General features: G+C 69.8%; 17 protein-coding genes. 10 read left to right on the top strand and 7 right to left on the bottom strand.

All coding sequences use genetic code 11. From position 1 onward, the window contains the following. Positions 1-3: 3 nt before the first annotated feature. Both ABIE67_RS40830 and ABIE67_RS40825 read right to left on the bottom strand, forming a co-directional pair. Positions 4-666, bottom strand: a complete 663-nt coding sequence (locus ABIE67_RS40830) for a helix-turn-helix domain-containing protein (protein ID WP_370266609.1) — start codon at positions 664-666, stop codon at positions 4-6. Positions 667-821: 155 nt separating this feature from the next. Further along, positions 822-2,000: a sensor histidine kinase gene (locus ABIE67_RS40825; RefSeq protein ID WP_370266608.1), complete on the bottom strand. Its 1,179-nt coding sequence runs from the start codon at positions 1,998-2,000 to the stop codon at positions 822-824. Between the two features lie 150 nt (positions 2,001-2,150). Here ABIE67_RS40825 and ABIE67_RS40820 point away from each other — a divergent pair, with 150 nt between their 5' ends. The 9 genes from ABIE67_RS40820 to ABIE67_RS40780 all read left to right on the top strand — a co-directional run bounded on the left by ABIE67_RS40820 (position 2,151) and on the right by ABIE67_RS40780 (position 11,272). Next, a complete protein-coding gene (locus tag ABIE67_RS40820; RefSeq protein ID WP_370266607.1) occupies positions 2,151-2,522 on the top strand; it encodes a DUF4333 domain-containing protein in 372 nt (123 codons plus the stop codon). Between the two features lie 18 nt (positions 2,523-2,540). Then, complete coding sequence (locus ABIE67_RS40815) at positions 2,541-3,224, top strand: ABC transporter ATP-binding protein (RefSeq protein ID WP_370266606.1); 684 nt, start codon at positions 2,541-2,543, stop codon at positions 3,222-3,224. A 41-nt stretch (positions 3,225-3,265) separates the two neighbouring features. After that, positions 3,266-5,284 (top strand): FtsX-like permease family protein, encoded by a 2,019-nt coding sequence (locus tag ABIE67_RS40810; protein ID WP_370266605.1) that lies wholly within the window; start codon positions 3,266-3,268, stop codon positions 5,282-5,284. A 147-nt stretch (positions 5,285-5,431) separates the two neighbouring features. Then, on the top strand, positions 5,432-6,133 hold the full coding sequence (locus ABIE67_RS40805) for a response regulator (RefSeq protein WP_370266604.1): 702 nt from the start codon (positions 5,432-5,434) through the stop codon (positions 6,131-6,133). Positions 6,134-6,242: 109 nt separating this feature from the next. Further along, positions 6,243-7,079 (top strand): hypothetical protein, encoded by an 837-nt coding sequence (locus tag ABIE67_RS40800; RefSeq protein WP_370266603.1) that lies wholly within the window; start codon positions 6,243-6,245, stop codon positions 7,077-7,079. A 167-nt stretch (positions 7,080-7,246) separates the two neighbouring features. Next, on the top strand, positions 7,247-8,056 hold the full coding sequence (locus tag ABIE67_RS40795; RefSeq protein ID WP_370266602.1) for an SAM-dependent methyltransferase: 810 nt from the start codon (positions 7,247-7,249) through the stop codon (positions 8,054-8,056). Positions 8,057-8,130: 74 nt separating this feature from the next. Then, positions 8,131-9,534 (top strand): glutamine synthetase, encoded by a 1,404-nt coding sequence (locus ABIE67_RS40790; protein WP_370266601.1) that lies wholly within the window; start codon positions 8,131-8,133, stop codon positions 9,532-9,534. A gap of 1 nt (position 9,535) precedes the next feature. Next, the gene (locus tag ABIE67_RS40785; RefSeq protein WP_370266600.1) at positions 9,536-10,702 is read left to right on the top strand and encodes an amidohydrolase family protein; all 1,167 of its coding nucleotides are present in this window, start codon (positions 9,536-9,538) and stop codon (positions 10,700-10,702) included. A 42-nt stretch (positions 10,703-10,744) separates the two neighbouring features. Beyond that, positions 10,745-11,272: an NUDIX hydrolase family protein gene (locus ABIE67_RS40780; protein WP_370269437.1), complete on the top strand. Its 528-nt coding sequence runs from the start codon at positions 10,745-10,747 to the stop codon at positions 11,270-11,272. 16 nt (positions 11,273-11,288) lie between these two features. On the opposite strand, the gene ABIE67_RS40775 is transcribed toward ABIE67_RS40780, so the two are convergent. Continuing rightward, on the bottom strand, positions 11,289-11,639 hold the full coding sequence (locus tag ABIE67_RS40775; protein ID WP_370266599.1) for a DUF2218 domain-containing protein: 351 nt from the start codon (positions 11,637-11,639) through the stop codon (positions 11,289-11,291). Positions 11,640-11,912: 273 nt separating this feature from the next. Here ABIE67_RS40775 and rox point away from each other — a divergent pair, with 273 nt between their 5' ends. Further along, a complete protein-coding gene (gene rox, locus ABIE67_RS40770; protein ID WP_370266598.1) occupies positions 11,913-13,364 on the top strand; it encodes a rifampin monooxygenase in 1,452 nt (483 codons plus the stop codon). Between the two features lie 175 nt (positions 13,365-13,539). Here rox and ABIE67_RS40765 read toward each other — a convergent pair whose 3' ends face one another. The 4 genes from ABIE67_RS40765 to ABIE67_RS40750 all read right to left on the bottom strand — a co-directional run bounded on the left by ABIE67_RS40765 (position 13,540) and on the right by ABIE67_RS40750 (position 17,734). Further along, complete coding sequence (locus ABIE67_RS40765) at positions 13,540-14,949, bottom strand: cytochrome P450 (RefSeq protein WP_370266597.1); 1,410 nt, start codon at positions 14,947-14,949, stop codon at positions 13,540-13,542. Next, entirely contained in the window at positions 14,942-15,991 is a 1,050-nt protein-coding gene (locus ABIE67_RS40760) for a terpene synthase family protein (RefSeq protein WP_370266596.1), read from the bottom strand. Before ABIE67_RS40760 ends, ABIE67_RS40765 begins: the two co-directional genes overlap by 8 nt. Positions 15,992-16,023: 32 nt before the next feature. Continuing rightward, positions 16,024-17,100 carry a polyprenyl synthetase family protein gene (locus ABIE67_RS40755; protein ID WP_370266595.1) on the bottom strand — a complete coding sequence of 359 codons (1,077 nt, stop codon included), beginning with the start codon at positions 17,098-17,100 and terminating at the stop codon, positions 16,024-16,026. A 67-nt stretch (positions 17,101-17,167) separates the two neighbouring features. Continuing rightward, complete coding sequence (locus ABIE67_RS40750; RefSeq protein ID WP_370266594.1) at positions 17,168-17,734, bottom strand: hypothetical protein; 567 nt, start codon at positions 17,732-17,734, stop codon at positions 17,168-17,170. Between the last annotated feature and the right edge of the window lie 289 nt (positions 17,735-18,023).

Below are 18,023 nucleotides of genomic sequence, written 5' to 3'. Positions count from 1 at the left end.
GTGTCAAGTGTCACTGAACACGAACCAGACGCCCACGGCCGGTACGTCACCATCATTGCGGTAGCGGTGCGGGGTCGTCGACTCGAAGCAGACGGCGTCGCCGGGGCGCAGGGTGTACTCCTCGAAACCGAGGGTGAGGACCAGCTCGCCCGCGGTCAGGCAGCCGTACTCGGTGCCCGTGTGCCGCATGAGGCCGCCGGAGCTGGAGGAGGCGCCGCCGGGCCGGTAGGTCACCTGGAGGAAGTCGACGTCCGTGCCGGGAACGTGGCCGAGACGCTCCCACACCACCCCCGAGTCCAGCTCCAGCACCTCCCGCTCGTCCGGCGTGACCAGCGGGCCGATGCGGCGCCCGGGGTCGGCGGCGAAGGCGGCCAGGGCGTGCAGGGCGGTACCGGGGGCGGTGCCGGGCTCCGGGCCGGATGGCGTGGCCACCGGGGACACGGCCGCGGACTCGCCCGCGTCGAAGAGCGACTCGACGGAGATCGCGAGGGCCGTGGTGATCGCGTACAGCGTGCTCACGGAGGGCTGGGTCTTGCCGGTCTCGATCTGTGAGACCAGGCTCGCCGACACCCCTACCTCGCGGGCCAGAGCGCGCAGGCTCATCCCGCGCGCGAGGCGTGCCTGCCGGATGCGCGCTCCGACGGGTGGTGCGTCGGTGGGGGACACGGACGGCTCCTCCCCCGGTTCTCGTGGGCCACTGAGGCCGCGGTGTGCAGCCTCATTGAACAGCCGGGGCCGGCCACCGCGCCAGCGTGGCAGGCCGGGGCCCCTCTGGACGCCACCGCTGCCGAGGCTCAGCGCTTCGCCGCCGCTGCCGCTGCTCAGCGCTTCTCCGCCGGAAACACCGCCCGTACCTCCCACCCCACTCCGCCCCGCGGCCCGGCGTGCAGTTCGCCGCCCAGCGCGGTCACCCGCTCCTTCAGACCGACCAGGCCGAAGCCTCCCCCGTGGGCGGCGGCCGGAAGCTGCGAGCCGCCCCGGCCGTCGTCCGCGACCGACACCTCCAGGTGTCCGGAGTCGTCCCGCAGCCGGACCTCCACGTGCGCGGCATCGGCCGCGTGCCGGCGAATGTTGGTCAGGGCCTCCTGGACGACCCGGAAGGCCGCGGCCTGCACCTCATGGGGGAGGCCGTCCGACACGTCGGGGTCGCGGCGCAGGGTGACCTGCTGGACCGGGCTCGCGAAGCCGTCCGTCAGGTCGGCGATGCCCGCCAGGTCGCCGACCGGACGGCGGTCGGCCTGCTCCCCGGTGTCGCGCAGCACGCCGACCGTTCGGCGCATCGAGGCGAGGGCCTCGGTGGCGGCCCTTTCGATGCCGGCCAGGACGGGGTCGAGGTCCTGCGGCCGGGGCTGCGCCATCATGCGGGCCATCTGCGTCTGCACGAGGATCCCGGTGACATGGTGGGCGACGAAGTCGTGCAGATCGGCGGCGATGGCGACGCGTTCGGAGCGCCGGGTCTCGCTGACGGCGAGGGTCCGCCGGTAGTCCATCGTGCGCAGGTACACGGCGAGCCCGGCGAAGAGGCCGATCAGCACCAGGCCGGCCACCACGAAGCCCAGCACGCCGGGGTCCAACGGCCCGAGCAACCGAACCGGCAACACCAACAACGCGCCCGCGTCGAGGGCGCCGCACCACCAGGCCGCACGCGGCGGGCACTGCCGTACCGCGATGAACAACAGGCACAGCAGGATCACGACCTCACCGGGACCGAAGACGTTCGCCCTCAGGGTCACCAGCGACCCCACCGAGTACAGGGCGGAGACGAGGGCGGGCACGGCGGTGCGTACCTGGGGCGTGAGCCAGTCCGGCCGCCGCCCCTCCGGCCACAGCACTGCGGCCAGGCCCACCAGCAGGACACCCAGGGTCGGCCAGACCGGGCTCGCCGTCGGCAGGACGCTCGTCCCGTCGGAACCGGAGAAGAGGACGTCGACGACACAGGCGGCCAGCAGGACGCCCACGGCGAAGCCCCGGGCGCAGCCGCGGGGGGATACGGACTTCATGCCGATCACGGTAGGCGAGGCCGGGCACGGCGGGATCGGCCGATCGGCCGAGGGGCGCGGCGCCGACGCCGACCTTATGACCGAGGCGCGCGCCCGTCCGCGCGGGCCAGGGTGGAGCCGCATCCTCACCACGGACATCAGGAGTACGCGATGCAGCGCAGCAAGTTCCTCGTCGGCGTCGTCGGCGGTGTGACCGCTGTGGTCACGCTGGGCGGCCTCGGCACCTGTCTGCTCTCCGGCACCGAGTCGACCAGCAGCCTGGACGAGTACAGCACGGTGTCGGTGGACGGCCACCGGGCGCTCGCGGCGAACGTGGTCGCGGGCCGCACCGAGAGCAAGATCCACCCGCTGCCCTGGGTCGGCGACAAGGTCTCCGGCATCACCTGCCCGACCGGGCTCAAGGCCGTGGCCGGCGCGAGCATCACCTGCACCGGCGAGAAGGGCGACGGCGAGGTCGTCCGCATCCCCGTCCGTGTGACCAAGGCCGACGCGAAGAGCGTCACCTGGAAGTTCGAGCGCTGAGAAGGGCCACGACACACCATGAGCACCGTTCTGGCCGGGTACGGCCTTGTGAAGAAGTACGGCTCCACCACCGCCCTGGCAGGCGTCGACGTGGAGGTCCGCGAGCGCGACTCGCTGGCGATCATGGGCCCGTCGGGGTCCGGCAAGTCGACCCTGCTGCACACCCTCGCCGGGATCATCCGGCCGGACGGAGGCCAGGTGCTGCTGCGCGGCGAGCGCCTGGACGACCTGGGTGAGAACCGGCTGAGCGCGTTGCGCCGCAAGCGGTTCGGGTTCGTGTTCCAGTTCGGCCAGTTGCTGCCGGAGTTGCCGGCCGAGGAGAACGTCGCGCTGCCGCTGATGCTGGAGGGCATGCCCCGCAAGGAGGCCGTCGCCCGGGCCCGCCGCTGGTTCGCGCCGCTGGGCCTGGACGGACTGGAGCGGCGCCGCCCCGGACAACTCTCCGGCGGCCAGGCGCAGCGCGTCGCCATCGCCCGCGCCCTGGCCGTCGAACCGGACGTGGTCTTCGCCGACGAGCCCACCGGCGCCCTGGACCAGCGCACCGGCACGGAGGTGATCCAGCTCCTGACCTTCGCGACCCGGGACACGGGCGCGGCCCTGGTGACGGTCACGCATGACGCCGACGTCGCCGCCCACTGCGACCGCGTCCTCCAGGTCCGGGACGGCCGGATCAGCAACTACAGCCAGTTCACGGTCGCCTGACTCCGTCCCGCCCCCGTCCGAAGCCCCCCGGAGCCCGCCCTATGTCCTCGTCCTCCCCCGTCCTGCCCCTGACCTGGCACCTCACCAGGTCCTCCGGCCGCCGCGGCCTGCAGAGCCACCTCCTGGCGGCCGGGGCCGCGGCCGTCGGCGCGTTCGTCATGCTGGTGATCATCGCCGCCACCTTCGGCGCCGGCACCCGCGCCGACCACACCAAGTGGCGCACCCCCGACGCCGTACCGGCGCAACGGGCCACCGCCGTCCAGGCCCTCGCCACGACCTACGTCCGCCACGAGCCGGTCACCGTCGTCTCGCTGGTCCAGCTGCCCGACCGCGAGCGGACGCCCGCGCCGCCCGGCCTGCGTTCCTTCCCGAAGCAGGGCGAGGTCTACGTCTCCCCCGCGCTGGCCGAACTGCTGCACAAGCTGCCCGCGAGCCAACTCGCCGACCGTCTCCCGAAGGTGGGTTCCTACGGCACGATCGGTGCCGCCGGTCTCGCCGCCCCGGACGAACTCGTCGCCGTCGTCGGCCGCACACCGACCGACCCGGCCGTCTCGAAGGCCGCCGGGGACACCTCCTCCTGGTTCGACATCGCGCAGACGGAGCGCGCGGAGATCTCCGGGTTCACCAGCGACACGCCGAGCATGTTCACCTCCGGCGACCAGGGCATCGCCGTCCTGGGCGTCGTCCTGCTCGCGATGCCGGTGGTCGTGCTGTCGGCGGCCGCCGGACGCCTCGGCGCGGCCCGGCGCGAGCAGCGGCTCGCCGCCCTGCGGCTGGCCGGGGCGACCCCGCGGCAGATCATCGCCATGACCGCCCTGGAGGCCACGGCACTCGGCGCCGCCGGGGCCCTGACGGGTGCCCTCGCCTACGTGGTGCTGCTGCCCGCGCTCGCACAGGTGCCGTTCGGCGTGGGCACCTGGTACGTCGACACGCTGTGGGTCGGACTGCCCTGGCTGGCGGCCGTCGTCGGCGCGGTCACCGCTCTCATCACCGTCAGCGCGGTCTCGATGCTGCGCCAGGTGGCGAACTCGCCCCTCGGCGTCGCCCAGCAGGCCGACCCCCGGCGCACCCGCATGATCCGCCTCGCCTTCTTCGCGGCGACCCTGGCCGTCATCTTCCTGTTCAGCGGCGGGGGCCTGAAGGCGAAGCAGGCCGTGGCCCTGCTCCTGCTGTTCTACGGCGCGTTCTGGCTGTTCGGCCCCTGGGTGGTGGACCGGCTAGGCCGCCTGGTGAGCCGCTTCGCCAGGCGGCCGGCGACCCTGCTGGCCGGCCGCCGGCTCAGCGACGACCCGCGCGGCGCCTGGCGCACCGTCAGCGGGCTGGTGCTGGCCGGGTTCGCCGCCGGGTTCTTCTCCGTCAGCCTGCTCGGCGCCGACACCTCCCAGTACCGGGGCCAGGTCGCCGTGAGCACGGCCAACGCCTCCGAGGCCCGGCACGCGGCCACCGAGGCGCGCACGCTCCTGCGCCGGGCGGGCGTGACCGCGACCGTCACCACCGGACGCGCCGACGCCTACGACAGCCTCCTCAGCGGCAGCCCCGGCGTCATCGCCCGCGTCGAGGGCGGCCAGGAGCAGCTGGACACGGCCGTCACCGCCCTCACGCCCCTCGGCGCGGGCCGGCTCCCCTACGGCCAGGACTACGCCGGCGGGTCGGACAAGGCCACCTTCGACCGCCTGGACGCCGTCGCCCTCGGCACCCTGGCGCTGAGCTTCCTCGTCGCCGCGTCCTCCGCCGGTCTGACCGCCGCCGCGAACGTCCTGGACCGGCGCCGCGTCTACGGCCTGCTACGGCTGGCGGGCACCCCGATGAAGGTGCTGGACCGGGCGCGGGTACGGGAAACCGTCATCCCGCTGGCCGTCCTGGCCGGCGGCACCACCGCCATGGGGGCCTACGGCTCCTACCAGCTCAACAAGGCGGCCGGCGCCACGATCAACACCTCCGGGGCGATCGAACTCGTCGTCTGTGCCGTCATCGGCGCCGTCGCCGTGTTCGCCGCGATCTCCGGCAGCCGACCGCTGCTGCGCAAGGTCACCGCGGACCCGGCGCAGACCGCCGACTGACCACCGGCCGACCACCGGCTGACACCGACTGACCACCGGCGGCGGCCCGGTCGCGGCCTGGCTGCCTGACCGTCGACCGACCTCCGAGGGGCCCGCCCGCAGCCGAGGGCGGGCCCCTCCGTGAACCCCGTGAGGCATGATCGAGCCATGACCGTCCCGACCCCGCCCGGCGCACCCATCCGCGTCCTGATCGCCGACGACCAGGAGATGGTCCGCACCGGCTTCCGCTTCTTCCTCGACGCCCAGCCCGACATCACCGTGGTCGCCGAGGCCGCCGACGGCGAGGAAGCGGTGGCACTGGCCCGGCGGGAGCGGCCGGACGTGTGCCTGCTGGACATCCGGATGCCGAAACTGGACGGCCTGGAGGCGACCCGGCTGCTGGCGGGGCCCGAGGTGACCGACCCGATGCGGGTGGTCGTGGTGACCACCTTCGACCTCGACGAGTACGTGTACGGGGCCCTGCGCGGCGGCGCCTGCGGGTTCCTGCTGAAGGACTCGGGGCCCGCCCTTCTCGCGGAGGCGGTGCGCGCCGCCGCGGCCGGTGACTCACTGGTCTCCCCGTCGGTCACGGTCCGCCTCCTCAAGCACGTCACCGCCCCGCAGGTCGTCGCGGCCGCTCCGGTGCGGCCGACGGCCCCTCCCGCGGAGCCCCTCACCGACCGTGAACTCGACGTCGTGCGCCTGGTCGCCCTCGGCCGTACGAACGCCGAGATCGCCGCCGAGCTGTACGTCTCCCTGTCCACGGTCAAGACACACCTGTCCAGCGTCCAGCTGAAACTGTCCGCCCGGAACCGCGTCGAGATCGCCGCCTGGGCCTGGCAGCACGGGTACGGGCAGCCGGGCGGGTGAGGCGCGGGCCCTGTCGGCGGCGCTCACTCGAACGGGCCGGTGCCGGTGGTGGGCCCTCGCGTCCGGTGGTGCGCTGAGGGCACTCGTCACGTTCTCTGGAGGCAGCCCGATGACCCGTCGTCCGACCCGGCTCGTCCGCGTTCTCTCCTCGGCTCTGGCGGCGGGCACGCTGGTGGCCACCGCCGCCTGCTCGTCCGGCGGCGACAGCGACGGTTCGCGTTCCTCGGGCGTCACCGCGTCACCCGCGGCCAGGAAGCAGCCGACCTTGTCCCCCACCACTTCGCCCGCTTCCACCCTCACCGAGTCGGGTGCGCAGACCGCGCTGATCACCGCGGCGGACATCGAGGACGGCTGGACGCAGGTCAAGGACACGGAGGCGGAGAACTGGCACGACAGCCTGCTCATCGGCACGGTCGACGTCTCGGACTTCCTCACCGCCAAGGCCGACGCCGCCGACTGCCGGCGGCTGATGGACTCCCTCTTCGACGACGACCTGCTGGGCAAGCCGTCCGGAGCGAACGCGCTGCGCGGCTTCACGCAGGGCGACTCCCGTCTGCTGTACCAAGTCGCCGCCTACGACCGGACCGACCCGCAGGGCGCCTTGAACTGGATGGCGAAACTGCCGGACGAGTGCGACCAGTTCACGATGACCGAGAACGGCGAGCAGCGCACCGTCCAGGTCATCGACACCTCACTGCCCGACGTGGGCGACGCCCGTGAGGGCCTGCGGGTGACGGTGAAGGGCGAGAGCGGGGGCGAGGACGCCACGCTGACCCTCGACGTCGCCGCCGTACGCGTCGGGAACAACGCGATCACCGTCACGGCGGGCGGCCTCGACGGGGACGAGCACGACTCCGTGGAGCAGGCGGTGCAGCTCGGGACCCAGCGCCTCAAGGACGTCCTGGCCGGGAAGTCGCCGGCCGCGAGCCCCGGCGAGATCGAGTAGCACGGCCGACGGCTCCCTCCCGCACGTCGACAGCCGACAGCCGCACGCCCCACGCCCCACGCCAACCGCCCTGCCGGCTCTGCCGATTCCCGGGACAACGTGATCAACGGGCGGCACAATGGCGGCGATGGCCGGTATCGGTCGTTCGTGCGAGGAGAGGACGAGTCGTGAGTGATGGCCACACCCCGTCGGGCGGGTCGGCGAAGCTGAACACCGGTGTGGCGCACAACGCGCGCGTGTGGAACTACTGGATCGGCGGCAAGGACAACTACGAGGTCGACCAGCAGGTCGGCGAGCAGGTCGCCGGGATGTTCCCGATCATCCGCGACATCGCCCGCGCGGACCGCGACTTCCTCGGCCGGGCCGTGCGGTTCGTGGCCGAGGAGCGCGGCGTGCGGCAGTTCCTCGACATCGGCACCGGGCTGCCGACGGCGGACAACACACACGAGATCGCCCAGCGCGTCGCCCCCGACTCGCGGATCGTGTACGTCGACAACGACCCGATCGTCCTCGTGCACGCCCGCACCCTGCTGACCGGCACCCGCGAGGGCGTCACCGCCTACATCGACGCCGACGTGCACGACCCGGACGCGATCGTCGAACGCGCCGCGCAGACCCTGGACTTCACGAAGCCCGTCGCCGTGATGATGCTGGGCATCCTCAACTTCGTCCTCGACTACGACAAGGCCCGCGAGATCGTACGGCGCGTCCTGGCGGCCGTACCCTCCGGCAGCCATCTGGTCCTGACGCACCCGACCTTCGACTCCGAGCTCGGCGGCGAGGGCCAGATCCCGGCGATGAAGTTCTGGAACGAGAACGCCACACCGCCGATCACCGCCCGCAGCGGCGCGGACATCGCCGCGTTCTTCGAGGGGCTTGAGCTGCTGGAGCCGGGCATGGTGTCCTGCTCGCAGTGGCGCGCCCCCGACTCTCCCGTTGCGGTGCCGCAGTACGGCGCGGTGGCCGTGAAACCCTGACGCCCAGCAGGGACCGCACGAACCGGAACGACCCGGCCCGCAGGCCGAGCTCGTCGAGGAGACCGGGAGACCGTATGACCACCCTTGCCGATCCCGTCCCGGGAGGGCGTCCCGGGGACGTCGAGCGGGCCGGCGCGCTGAGCGGCGAGCTGTCCGGGCGGGGCGTGCACGGGATCGTCCTGGCCTACGTCGACACGGCGGGCATCGCCCGGGTGAAGACGATCCCCACGGCGAAGCTGGCCTCGGCGGTGGCCTGGGGCGTGGGGATGTCACCGGTGTTCGACACGTTCCTCGCGAACGACTCCATCGTCACCACCGACGTCCTCGGCTCCCCGGACGGCGATCTGCGCCTTTACCCCGACCTCGATCTGCTGGTGGAGCTGTCCGGACAGCCCGGCTGGGCGTGGGCGCCGGTCGACCGGATCACCCAGGAGGGCGAGCGGCATCCCGCTTGCAGCCGCACCTTCCTGCGGCGGACGGTCCGGGAAGCCGCGGAGCGCCACGGCATCACCTTCAGGGCGAGCATCGAGATCGAGTGGGCCCTCGCCCAACCTCCCGGCGTCGACGGCGAGTTCGTGCCCGCGGTCACGGGTCCGGCGTACGGCGCCACCCGCCAGGTCGAGTTGAGCGACTGCGCCGCCGATCTGCTGGCCGCGCTCGCACGGCAGGGCGTGGAGGTCGACCAGCTCCATCCCGAGTACGCGGCCGGGCAGTTCGAGCTCTCGGTGAGCGCGCTCGACCCGGTGGCGGCGGCCGACCGCAGCGTGCTGGTCCGGCAGACGATCCGGGCAGTGGCGCGGCGCCACGGCCTCGCGGTGTCCTTCGCCCCGGCGGTCCTCGGGCAGGGCGTCGGCAACGGCGGCCACATCCACCTCTCCGCCTGGCGCGACGGCGTCAACCTGCACGCGGGCGGCGACCGGCGGCACGGCATGCGGCCCGAGGCCGAGTCCTTCGCGGCCGGCGTGCTCGCCCACCTCCCCGCCCTCACTGCGGTGACCGCGCCGAGCCCGGCGAGCCATCTGAGGCTCAAGCCCTCGCAGTGGGCCGGGGTGTTCACCGCATGGGGCCGGGAGACGCGGGAGGCGGGGCTGCGCGTCGTCACCGGCACGGCGGGCCACCGCGACCAGGCGGCCAACCTGGAGGTCAAGCCGGTGGACCTGGCCGCCAACCCGTACCTCGCCCTCGGCTGCCTGATCGCCGCCGGGCTGGACGGACTGACGTCGGGCGCACGGCTCCCGGAGGAGATCACCGGCGACCCGGCCCACCTGGGTGCGGAGGAAGCCGCCGCCCGAGGTGTCCGCAGGCTGCCGGCCTCCCTGGGCGAGGCCGTCGAGGAGTTCCGTACGAACGAGCCGCTGCGTGCCGCGCTGGGCCCGGTCCTCGCCGACGCCGTCATCGCCGTACGGCAGGGAGAACTCGCGGCCGTGGCCGGGCTGGACGACGACCAGGTGGCAGCGGCGTACCGCTGGAAGTACTGACGTGAGCACCACCGGCCCGGTCCATGAGGCGCTCGCGGCACTGCCGCTGGTGGACCACCACTGCCACGGAGTCGTCACCACTGATCTGGCCAGGAACGGCTTCGAGTCCCTGCTCACCGAGGGCGAGCCCTGGCCCGGCATCTCGCCCTTCGACACCCCGGTCGGCGTCGCCGTACGCCGCCACTGCGCACCCCTGCTGGATCTGCCGCGCCACGCCCCCGCCGACGCGTATCTGGCCCGGCGCGCGGAGCTGGGCCGGGACGAGGTGAACCGGCGGTTCCTGGCCGCCGCCGGAACGGAGGTGTTCTGCGTCGACACCGGGTACACACCGCAGCCCCTCACCACGCCCCGGGAGCTGGCGGCGACCGTCGACGCGGCCGCGTACGAAGTCGTACGGCTGGAAGCGGTCGCCGAGGCGGTGGCGGCCGAGGGAGTCGAGCCGGACGCGTACGCCACCGCGGTCCGCACGGCCGCCGAGGAGGCCGTACGGCGTCCGTACGTGGTGGCCGTGAAGTCGGTGGCCGCCTACCGCACCGGCTTCGACCTGGACCCGGCGCGCCCTTCGGACGCGGAGGTCACCGAGGCGGCCCGGCGCCTGCTGACGGGCGGCGGCCGCCTTGCCGACCCGGTCCTCGTACGGCATCTCCTCTGGACCGCCGTCGACCTCGGCCTCCCCCTCCAGCTGCACACGGGGTTCGGCGACAGCGACATCCGCCTGCACCGGGCCGACCCCACCCACCTGACCGACTGGCTGCATCTCACCAAGGGCACGATCCCCGTCCTGTTCCTGCACTGCTGGCCGTACCAGCGCCAGGCCGCGTTTCTGGCGGCGGTGTTCGAGCAGGTGTACCTGGACGTGGGCCTCACCCTGCACCATGTCGGTCCCGCGCGGTCCCGGGCGATCCTGGCGGAGGTGCTGGAGATCACTCCGTTCCGCAAACTGCTGTACAGCTCGGACGCCTATGGTCTGGCGGAGTTCTACCGGCTCGGCGCACTGGCGTTCCGCCGCGGTCTGGGCGAGCTGCTCCAGGACCGGGTGGACGCCGACGAGCTGAGCCTGCCGGACGCGCTGCGGATCGCGGCGTGGGCGGCCGGCGACAATGCCCGCCGCCTCTATCGACTCCCTTTACCCGAACCCGCCCCCGAACCCCGCCCGCACCGCGACTGAGCGTTCGCAATTCCCGGAAAGTATGATCAAGCAATGTCTGACATGACCGAGACCACGCCCGGCTGGCTGACGAGCGACGAGCTGGAGCAGGCTCGCGCCCGCATGCCCATCTTGTACGTCGAGGCCGTGCCCGTGCGCGTCGACGACAGCGGCGAGGTCACCAGCATCGGCCTCCTGCTGCGCATCGGACCGGACGGAACGGTCAGCCGGACCCTCGTCTCCGGCCGCGTGCTGCACCACGAACGCGTCCGCGACGCCCTCCTGCGCCACCTGGAGAAGGACCTCGGCCCGGTGGCCCTCCCCCGGGTCCCGACGTCCCTGCAGCCGTTCACCGTCGCGGAGTACTTCCCGACGCAGGGCATCACGGCGTACCACGACCCGCGCCAGCACGCGGTCTCCCTCGCCTACGTCGTCCCGGTCACCGGCGACTGCCGCCCCCGCCAGGACGCCCTCGACCTCGTCTGGTTCAGCCCGCAGGACGCCCTGTCACCGGCGGTGCAGAGCGAGATGCCGGGCGGCCACGGGGTGCTGCTGAAGCAGGCGCTGGCGCACGTGGGCTGCGTGATCTGACGGTCGTGAGGCGGGCCTACTCCGGGCGATGAGCAGCCTCGGGCTCATCGCCCTTGCGCTGGGTCGTGCCGGGCTCGCCGTTGTCCCGGCGCCACTCGACCACCAGCTCGTCCTTGGTGCCGAAGCGGACGAGATGCCGGCCCATGACGCCCTCGAACAGCTCCAGCCGCTCGGCGTCGGCCTCCACCGACAGCAGCAGGGCGCCCTCGGCCGCTGTGAGGGTGCCGGTCCCGCCCTGGAAGACGATCCGGCCCTCCCCCGTCGCCTCGTCCCAGCTGGTCTCGCTGCGACGGCCCAGGTGGGACGCGAGTTGCTTGGCGTAGCGCTGCGGGCGGTCGGTGACGACGCGGGCTTCGGAGCGGGGCATGGCGTACTCCCGGTGTGACGGTGGGGCGGAACGCCTTCGATGGTGCCGGAAGGAGGTGAACAACGGGCACCGTCCTCGCCCACCGACGTGCGCAAGCCATGGATGCGGCCGCATGCCCTCGGATATCGCCGATACCGCCGAATGCCCTCGGCAAAGACAAAGGCAAGGAGGTCACCCACTCCTTGCCACTCTCAACGTATAGCGCACAGGGGGGCTTGCGGCAAGGCCCCCCTCGTACCGCAGAATCTCCGGCCGAAGCCAGTACCTGCGGAAATGAGCGTGGTGGTGATCGGTGTGACGGTCGATGTGATCGTGGCCGGCGGCGGACCGACCGGCTTGATGCTCGCCTCCGAGCTGCGGTTGCACGGCGTGCACGTGGTCGTGCTGGAGAGGGACGCGGAACCCGCCCCGTTCGTGCGCGCGCTGGGCCTGCACGTACGAAGCATCGAGGTGCTGGCCCAGCGCGGTCTGCTGGAGCGGTTCCTCGCACAGGGGCGGCAGCACCCGGTCGGCGGCTTCTTCGCCGGTATCGGCAAGCCCGCACCCGATGGTCTGGACACCGCGCATCCCTACGTCCTCGCCATCCCGCAGACCACCACCGACCGCCTGCTGGCCGAGCGCGCCAGCGAGCTCGGCACGGACATCCGCCGCGGCTGTGAACTGGTCGGGCTGAGCCAGGACGACCAGGGGGTGACCGTCGAGCTGGCCGACGGCACGCGGCTGCGCTCGCGCTACCTCGTCGGCTGCGACGGCGGCCGCAGCACGGTGCGCAAGCTGATCGGCGTCGGTTTCCCCGGCGAGCCGAGCAGGGTCGAGACGCTCCTCGGCGAGATGGAGGCGACCATGCCGCCGGAGGCGCTGGCCGCCGTGGTGACCGAAGTCCGCAAGACCCAGAAGCGGTTCGGCCTCGGGCCCGTCGGGGAGGGGGTGTTCCGCGTCGTCGTGCCCGCCGAGGGCGTGGCCGAGGACCGCTCGGTGCCGCCGACCCTCGACGAGGTCAAGCGCCGGCTGAGGGTGTTCGCCGGCACCGACTTCGGTGTGCACTCACCGCGGTGGCTGTCCCGCTTCGGCGACGCCACACGGCTGGCCGAGCGCTACCGGGCAGGCCGGGTGCTGCTGGCCGGCGACGCGGCGCACATCCATCCGCCGGTTGGTGGGCAGGGGCTCAACCTCGGCATCCAGGACGCGTTCAACCTCGGCTGGAAGCTCGCCGCCGCGGTGAACGGCTGGGCACCGGAAGGGCTGCTGGACAGCTACGCCACCGAGCGGCGCCCGGTGGCCGCCGACGTGCTGGACAACACCCGGGCGCAGATGGAGCTGATGTCCCCCGAGCCGGGTCCCCAGGCGGTGCGCCGGCTGCTGTCGGAGCTGATGGACTTCGAGCAGGTGAACCGGTACCTGACCGAGAAGATCATCGCGACCGGGGTCCGCTACGACTTCGGCGAGGGCCACGAACTGCTCGGCCGACGGTTGCGGGACATGAAGCTGAAGCATCGGCGCCTCTACGACCTCATGCACGGCGGCCGCGGACTGCTCCTCGACCAGACCGGCCGGCTCTCGGTGGCGGGCTGGTCGGACCGGGTCGACCGGGTCGTCGACGCCGGCGAGGAACTGGACGCGCCCGCGGTGCTGCTGCGGCCGGACGGCCACGTGGCGTGGGCCGGTGAAGATCAGCGGGATCTGCTCAGCCATCTGCCCCAGTGGTTCGGTGCCGCCACCCACTGAGCGCGGCTGCCCGGCCAAAAGGGCCTTCACAGGCTCTCGCCCGCGAAGACCCTTCGCACCGTCGGGACGACAGGAGGTGAACCTGCGACCCCTTGCCCCAGGAGTGAGCGTCACAGGTGACTTCAGCTGCGTTTTTTCGCAGGTCAGACCCACTGAACGCCAGGCGAGGAGCCAGTCAGTTGCTGCTGACGAGCTGCGGGCTTCGCGATGTGCACACCATGGGCAGCGGACCAGTGCCGAGGGTCATCTTGGGTTCCGGCACCAGACGCGTGCCATCCGGTCGGCTCAGCCGCCAGCGGCTCGCGATCGTCGCCAGGGCCAGAGTCGCCTCCACTATGGCGAAGTTGTCTCCGATGCACTTCCGACGACCGGCCGCAAACGGGAACATCGCGCCACGAGAGTCTGTCGGATTGTGCCCGGCGGGCCAGCGATCCGGGTCGAACCCATCGGGCTCCGCATAGAGATCAGCGTTTCGATGCAGGAGATACGGGCTCCATATCACTGTGGTGTTCTTCGCCAACGTGTGTCCGGCAAGCTCGGTTTCCGATGTCGTCGTGCGGGATACCGCCCAAACCGGCGGGTACAGGCGCAGCGCCTCCGTCAGGACGCGGCGGCAGTAGTCCAGGCGGGGAAGGTCCGCCTGCACGGCCGCCCTTCCGCTCAGCACGGCATCGACCTCGGCGTGAAGTTTCTCCTCCGCCTCCGGGTTCTCGCTCAAAAGATAAAAGACCCACGACAGCGCCGATGCCGTGGTTTCGGTCGCGCCTATCAGGAAGGTGAAGATCTGGTTGCGTATCTCTCCATCCGAGAAACTGTCACCGTGCTCACCACCTCGGTATTCGAAGATGGCCGACAGGATGTCGTTGTGACCGCCTTCGGAGTTCCGATATGCCGCGATGATGCCGCCGATGGCATCGTGCAGTCTCGCCAGCGACCTCCGGAATCTCCGATTGCCGGGGGTCGGTAGCTTGTGGAGCGCTTGGAGCGGTACCAGCATCCGCCAGTAGAGGCCGCTGAGCACCGAAGGAAGACCCTGTTCCACTTCCGCGACCGCCGAGGCACCCATGGGAGCGGAGAACAATGTCCTGGCAGTGACCCGGATGGTCAGAGAGCGTAACGCCGCACTGATGTCATGGACGGCACCATCGCGCCAGTCCACCATGGTCGCCTGGATCTCCTCCTCCATCACCCTCGCGTAGGACGTGATGCGATCGGTGCGAAAGGCGGGCTGGACCAACGGGCGTTGCCTCTTGTGCTCAAGCCAGTCGCACGTGGCCAGACCGTCGCCGATGAGTTGGCGCCCTGCAGTGATGACAGGGCCTCCCTTGTCGAAGGTACGGGCGTCAAGCAGTACCTGCCGTGTGAGTTCAGGCGTGCAGACCATGTATGCCCGGCCCGGTCCGAGTCGAAGTTCGACCAAGTCACCGTGCGCAGGCAGTGAGGACAGAAATTCGAGCGGCCGACGGTACAGCTCGATTGCATGTCCCACGATGGGCAGGTCGCCGGGCATCCGGCCGAACCTGGCGGGTTTCGCGGATTCGGCAGCATAGGGGCAGGATTCTTCGGCGAAGGTTCCATCAGCCATGGTAGATGGTCCTCTCAGGCGTTATGGTGACCTTTCCTGACCGCACACCGTTCCATACATGTCCGGCACCGTTGTACCTGGGGGTTCGATAGGACCACTCCAGATTGCCAGCGATCGCATAGCCAAGCTCGGACAGATGGGCGCGCACATCAGGACGCGTCCCGATGTTGCTCCCGAGTATCTCCTCACGTTTCTCGACGAATTTCCGCTCCACCTCCTCGATGAGCCCGCAGAGCTTTTCTACGGCGTCCTGGAGTTGCAGTCCCTCGTTGAGCATGAAGACGGAAATGGCGTTCCCGTAGTCGCCCTGAAAGTATTCCTTCCTGAAGGAGAAGAGGTCATTCACGACGACATAGCTTTCGCCCACGAGCCGACGGGCCTCCCTCAATTCCTTACTCGTCTCCAATTCCTCGGTCAGGTCGAAACCCTGGCCGTACTCAAGAACGGTGAGGTTGGCCTCGCATCCGGATGTGACATGCATGTCCAGGTAGGTTTTCCAGTCTGGAATCTCACCTCGCGCGCGCATGACAACCTCGTCGGTGAACGCGTCGATGTACTCGCGTAAATTCCTCAAGTACCGCTTCATCTGCCGCGGCGTCATATCCGGCTGCATCATGAGTATGTTGTCGCGCGCCGCCTTTCGGTACTTCTTTCCGGTGCCGTCGTCCTCGCCGTTCAGGGCGGGGAGAACATCATCGATCACTTCCTGCGCCTGTGCGGGCATCACCCCGAGCCAGCCGGCATCCGACATGATGTCGTCGTATGTGAACCAGCAGCTCGTCCAGTAAGCGCCCTTGACGATCCTCTCGTCCTTTGCGTTCGGGTTGACGAGACAAGCCCACAGGGCATGCAGATCGGTGAGATTCCTCTGACATTCGGCTTCATCCCGGTACAAGCCCCGCAGCTCGGATCGGATGTAGCGGGTGTTGAGCTCTTCTGCCCTGGCGTACTGCGGGTGACACTTCACAGGGATGATTCTTTTGATCTCCGGGAGGTAGAACTCAACCTCATCTCCCAGCATTTTCGGCCTGACTTCTGCCATGACTTCTCCTCCGTTGCCACGTTTGAACACAGTCAAGAAATTCGCTTTGTCGCCACAGTTGCGAGTTGCTCGAGTGCCGCTGTGACCGCAGTCGAGAAATTCGCCTTTCCCAGAGCATCGAGGGCTGCTTGATGGCGGTCGGCAATCATTTGCTCCACCGTGTTGCAGGCTCCGGTCACGAGCAGAATGGAGCGGATTTTTTCAGCCCCTCGCTCATCCAAGTCCGGATCTCCCAACAGGGTGTTCAGCACGCTCTGTTGATGCGAGTCGGCTCTATCCAGCGCCAACGCGACAAGCACGGTTCCCTTCCCCTCGCGCAGGTCCTCCATCGCTGACTTGCCAGTGATATCAGGGTCCCCGAAGATGCCCAGAAGATCGTCCCGCAGCTGAAAGGCCTCGCCCACCGGGATGGCATAGGAACTCAAGGATTCCTTTGTGTCCTGCTCGGCTCCAGCTATCGTGGCGCCCAGATGCAGCGGACGCTCGACCGTGTACTTGGCCGTCTTATATCGAATGATCTCCATCGCGTGATCGAGGTCAGTAGTGAAACTCTTCGCCGTCAGCAGATCCAGGTACTGTCCGTACATGACCTCCGTACGCATCAGATCCAGCACAGGGAGAGCAGCAGCAAGCTGCACCGGAGTGAGGCCGGCCGAGTGGAAAAGCTCCTGACTCCAGGCAAGAGCAAGGTCACCGAGCAGTATGGCAGCGTTGGTTCCGAATTCCATGGCGTCAGGGCGTGCAGCGTACCTGTGAGCAAAGGCGCGGTGTACCGTCGGTTTGCCCCGGCGCGTGGACGAGTTGTCCATGACATCGTCATGAATCAAGGTGAACGCGTGAAACATCTCAAGCGAGGCGGCAATTCTCAGGACCTTCTCCGTGTCCGCACTCTCGGCAGTGGCATGCCAGCCGACCAGGCAGAGAAGTGGTCGCATGCGTTTTCCGCCGGACCTTAGAAAGTCACGGAAGATCTCTATTGCTTCCGGAGGGAAACAGCCGTCTGCGGCAGTCGTTGATTTATCGACCAGGAAAGCATCCAGGACGGAGTCGACCGAGCTGCGTATCTCGTCAAGATCGAGGGGACCTAATGTCAGCATGGAACTGCCCATTTCTCACTCTTTCCCTTCGTGTCTCGGGAATCCAGCCGAAAGACATCTCATGGCCTGCGGACACCCGTCATGCACCCCAGCTCGCCAGCAGCCGTAACGACTCTGCGGAGGGGGAATCCGGCTCGGCATGACAGGTGATCAGAAACTGGTGGGGTTCATTGGCGGGTTCCAGGACCTCGAACCAGAGAGTCAAGTCCCCCACCAATGAATGATGGATCCGTTTCGGGCCGCGGATCATCTCCGTGCCCATCCCCCGGGACCAGATCAAGTGAAAGTCCCCGCTTTCGGCAGAGAGTTCGTCGACAAGCGTGATAAGTCGCGAGTCATGGGGAGCACGAGCGACCTGCGTTCGTAAGTGATGGACCACTTCCAGAGCCTTGTGGTCCCAGTCGGGGAAGAGCTCGCGAGCCCGGGGGTCGAGAAACGTGATGCGAGCCCAGTTTCTTTGCCGAGGCGCCATTTCTCCGAAATCGCCGTAAAGAGACGCGGCAAGGGTATTCCAGCCCAAAATATCCATCTCCCGCCCCATCACGTAGGCCGGAACGTCGAGTAACGCGTCCAATAACTGCTTCATTTCCGGGCGCAGGGAGCTGGATTGCACCGGATTTCTCCTCATGAGATGGATCGTGGCCATGCGGGACACCGCGATTGACCTGAGGCAGGAAGGATGACCGGACAGGACGTGGTCACGGGCGACTGGGACCTGGCGTCCACGCCGGTCGGAGTGCAGCGAAGCCGTCGGCACCCCCCGGGGGACGGGGGCGCCGACGGCGGCCTGCGGAACGCCGGCGCTAACAGGCCGTCAGACGGTGCACGGGCATCGCCCTGGCACCCTGGCCAGTGGCTGTCCGATCTGCCGTGCTGCGCCGGCGTTCTGGCCCTGCGTCGAGACCGGTGGCCGCGTCGGAGGGGCGGCGAGGTGA

It is taken from the genome of Streptomyces sp. V4I8 (assembly GCF_041261225.1).
Classification (GTDB): domain Bacteria; phylum Actinomycetota; class Actinomycetes; order Streptomycetales; family Streptomycetaceae; genus Streptomyces.
Note: the sequence above shows the minus strand (reverse complement) of the source record. Positions and strands in the feature narration are given on the sequence as shown.

Coding starts and splice junctions, on each gene's coding strand:
- ABIE67_RS40755 (WP_370266595.1), bottom strand. CDS start 17,100: ATGGGCAGTTCCATGCTGACATTAGGTCCCCTCGATCTTGACGAGATA.
- ABIE67_RS40810 (WP_370266605.1), top strand. CDS start 3,266: ATGTCCTCGTCCTCCCCCGTCCTGCCCCTGACCTGGCACCTCACCAGG.
- rox (WP_370266598.1), top strand. CDS start 11,913: ATGAGCGTGGTGGTGATCGGTGTGACGGTCGATGTGATCGTGGCCGGC.
- ABIE67_RS40750 (WP_370266594.1), bottom strand. CDS start 17,734: ATGGCCACGATCCATCTCATGAGGAGAAATCCGGTGCAATCCAGCTCC.
- ABIE67_RS40815 (WP_370266606.1), top strand. CDS start 2,541: ATGAGCACCGTTCTGGCCGGGTACGGCCTTGTGAAGAAGTACGGCTCC.
- ABIE67_RS40800 (WP_370266603.1), top strand. CDS start 6,243: ATGACCCGTCGTCCGACCCGGCTCGTCCGCGTTCTCTCCTCGGCTCTG.
- ABIE67_RS40790 (WP_370266601.1), top strand. CDS start 8,131: ATGACCACCCTTGCCGATCCCGTCCCGGGAGGGCGTCCCGGGGACGTC.
- ABIE67_RS40775 (WP_370266599.1), bottom strand. CDS start 11,639: ATGCCCCGCTCCGAAGCCCGCGTCGTCACCGACCGCCCGCAGCGCTAC.
- ABIE67_RS40820 (WP_370266607.1), top strand. CDS start 2,151: ATGCAGCGCAGCAAGTTCCTCGTCGGCGTCGTCGGCGGTGTGACCGCT.
- ABIE67_RS40780 (WP_370269437.1), top strand. CDS start 10,745: ATGACCGAGACCACGCCCGGCTGGCTGACGAGCGACGAGCTGGAGCAG.
- ABIE67_RS40760 (WP_370266596.1), bottom strand. CDS start 15,991: ATGGCAGAAGTCAGGCCGAAAATGCTGGGAGATGAGGTTGAGTTCTAC.
- ABIE67_RS40765 (WP_370266597.1), bottom strand. CDS start 14,949: ATGGCTGATGGAACCTTCGCCGAAGAATCCTGCCCCTATGCTGCCGAA.
- ABIE67_RS40805 (WP_370266604.1), top strand. CDS start 5,432: ATGACCGTCCCGACCCCGCCCGGCGCACCCATCCGCGTCCTGATCGCC.
- ABIE67_RS40825 (WP_370266608.1), bottom strand. CDS start 2,000: ATGAAGTCCGTATCCCCCCGCGGCTGCGCCCGGGGCTTCGCCGTGGGC.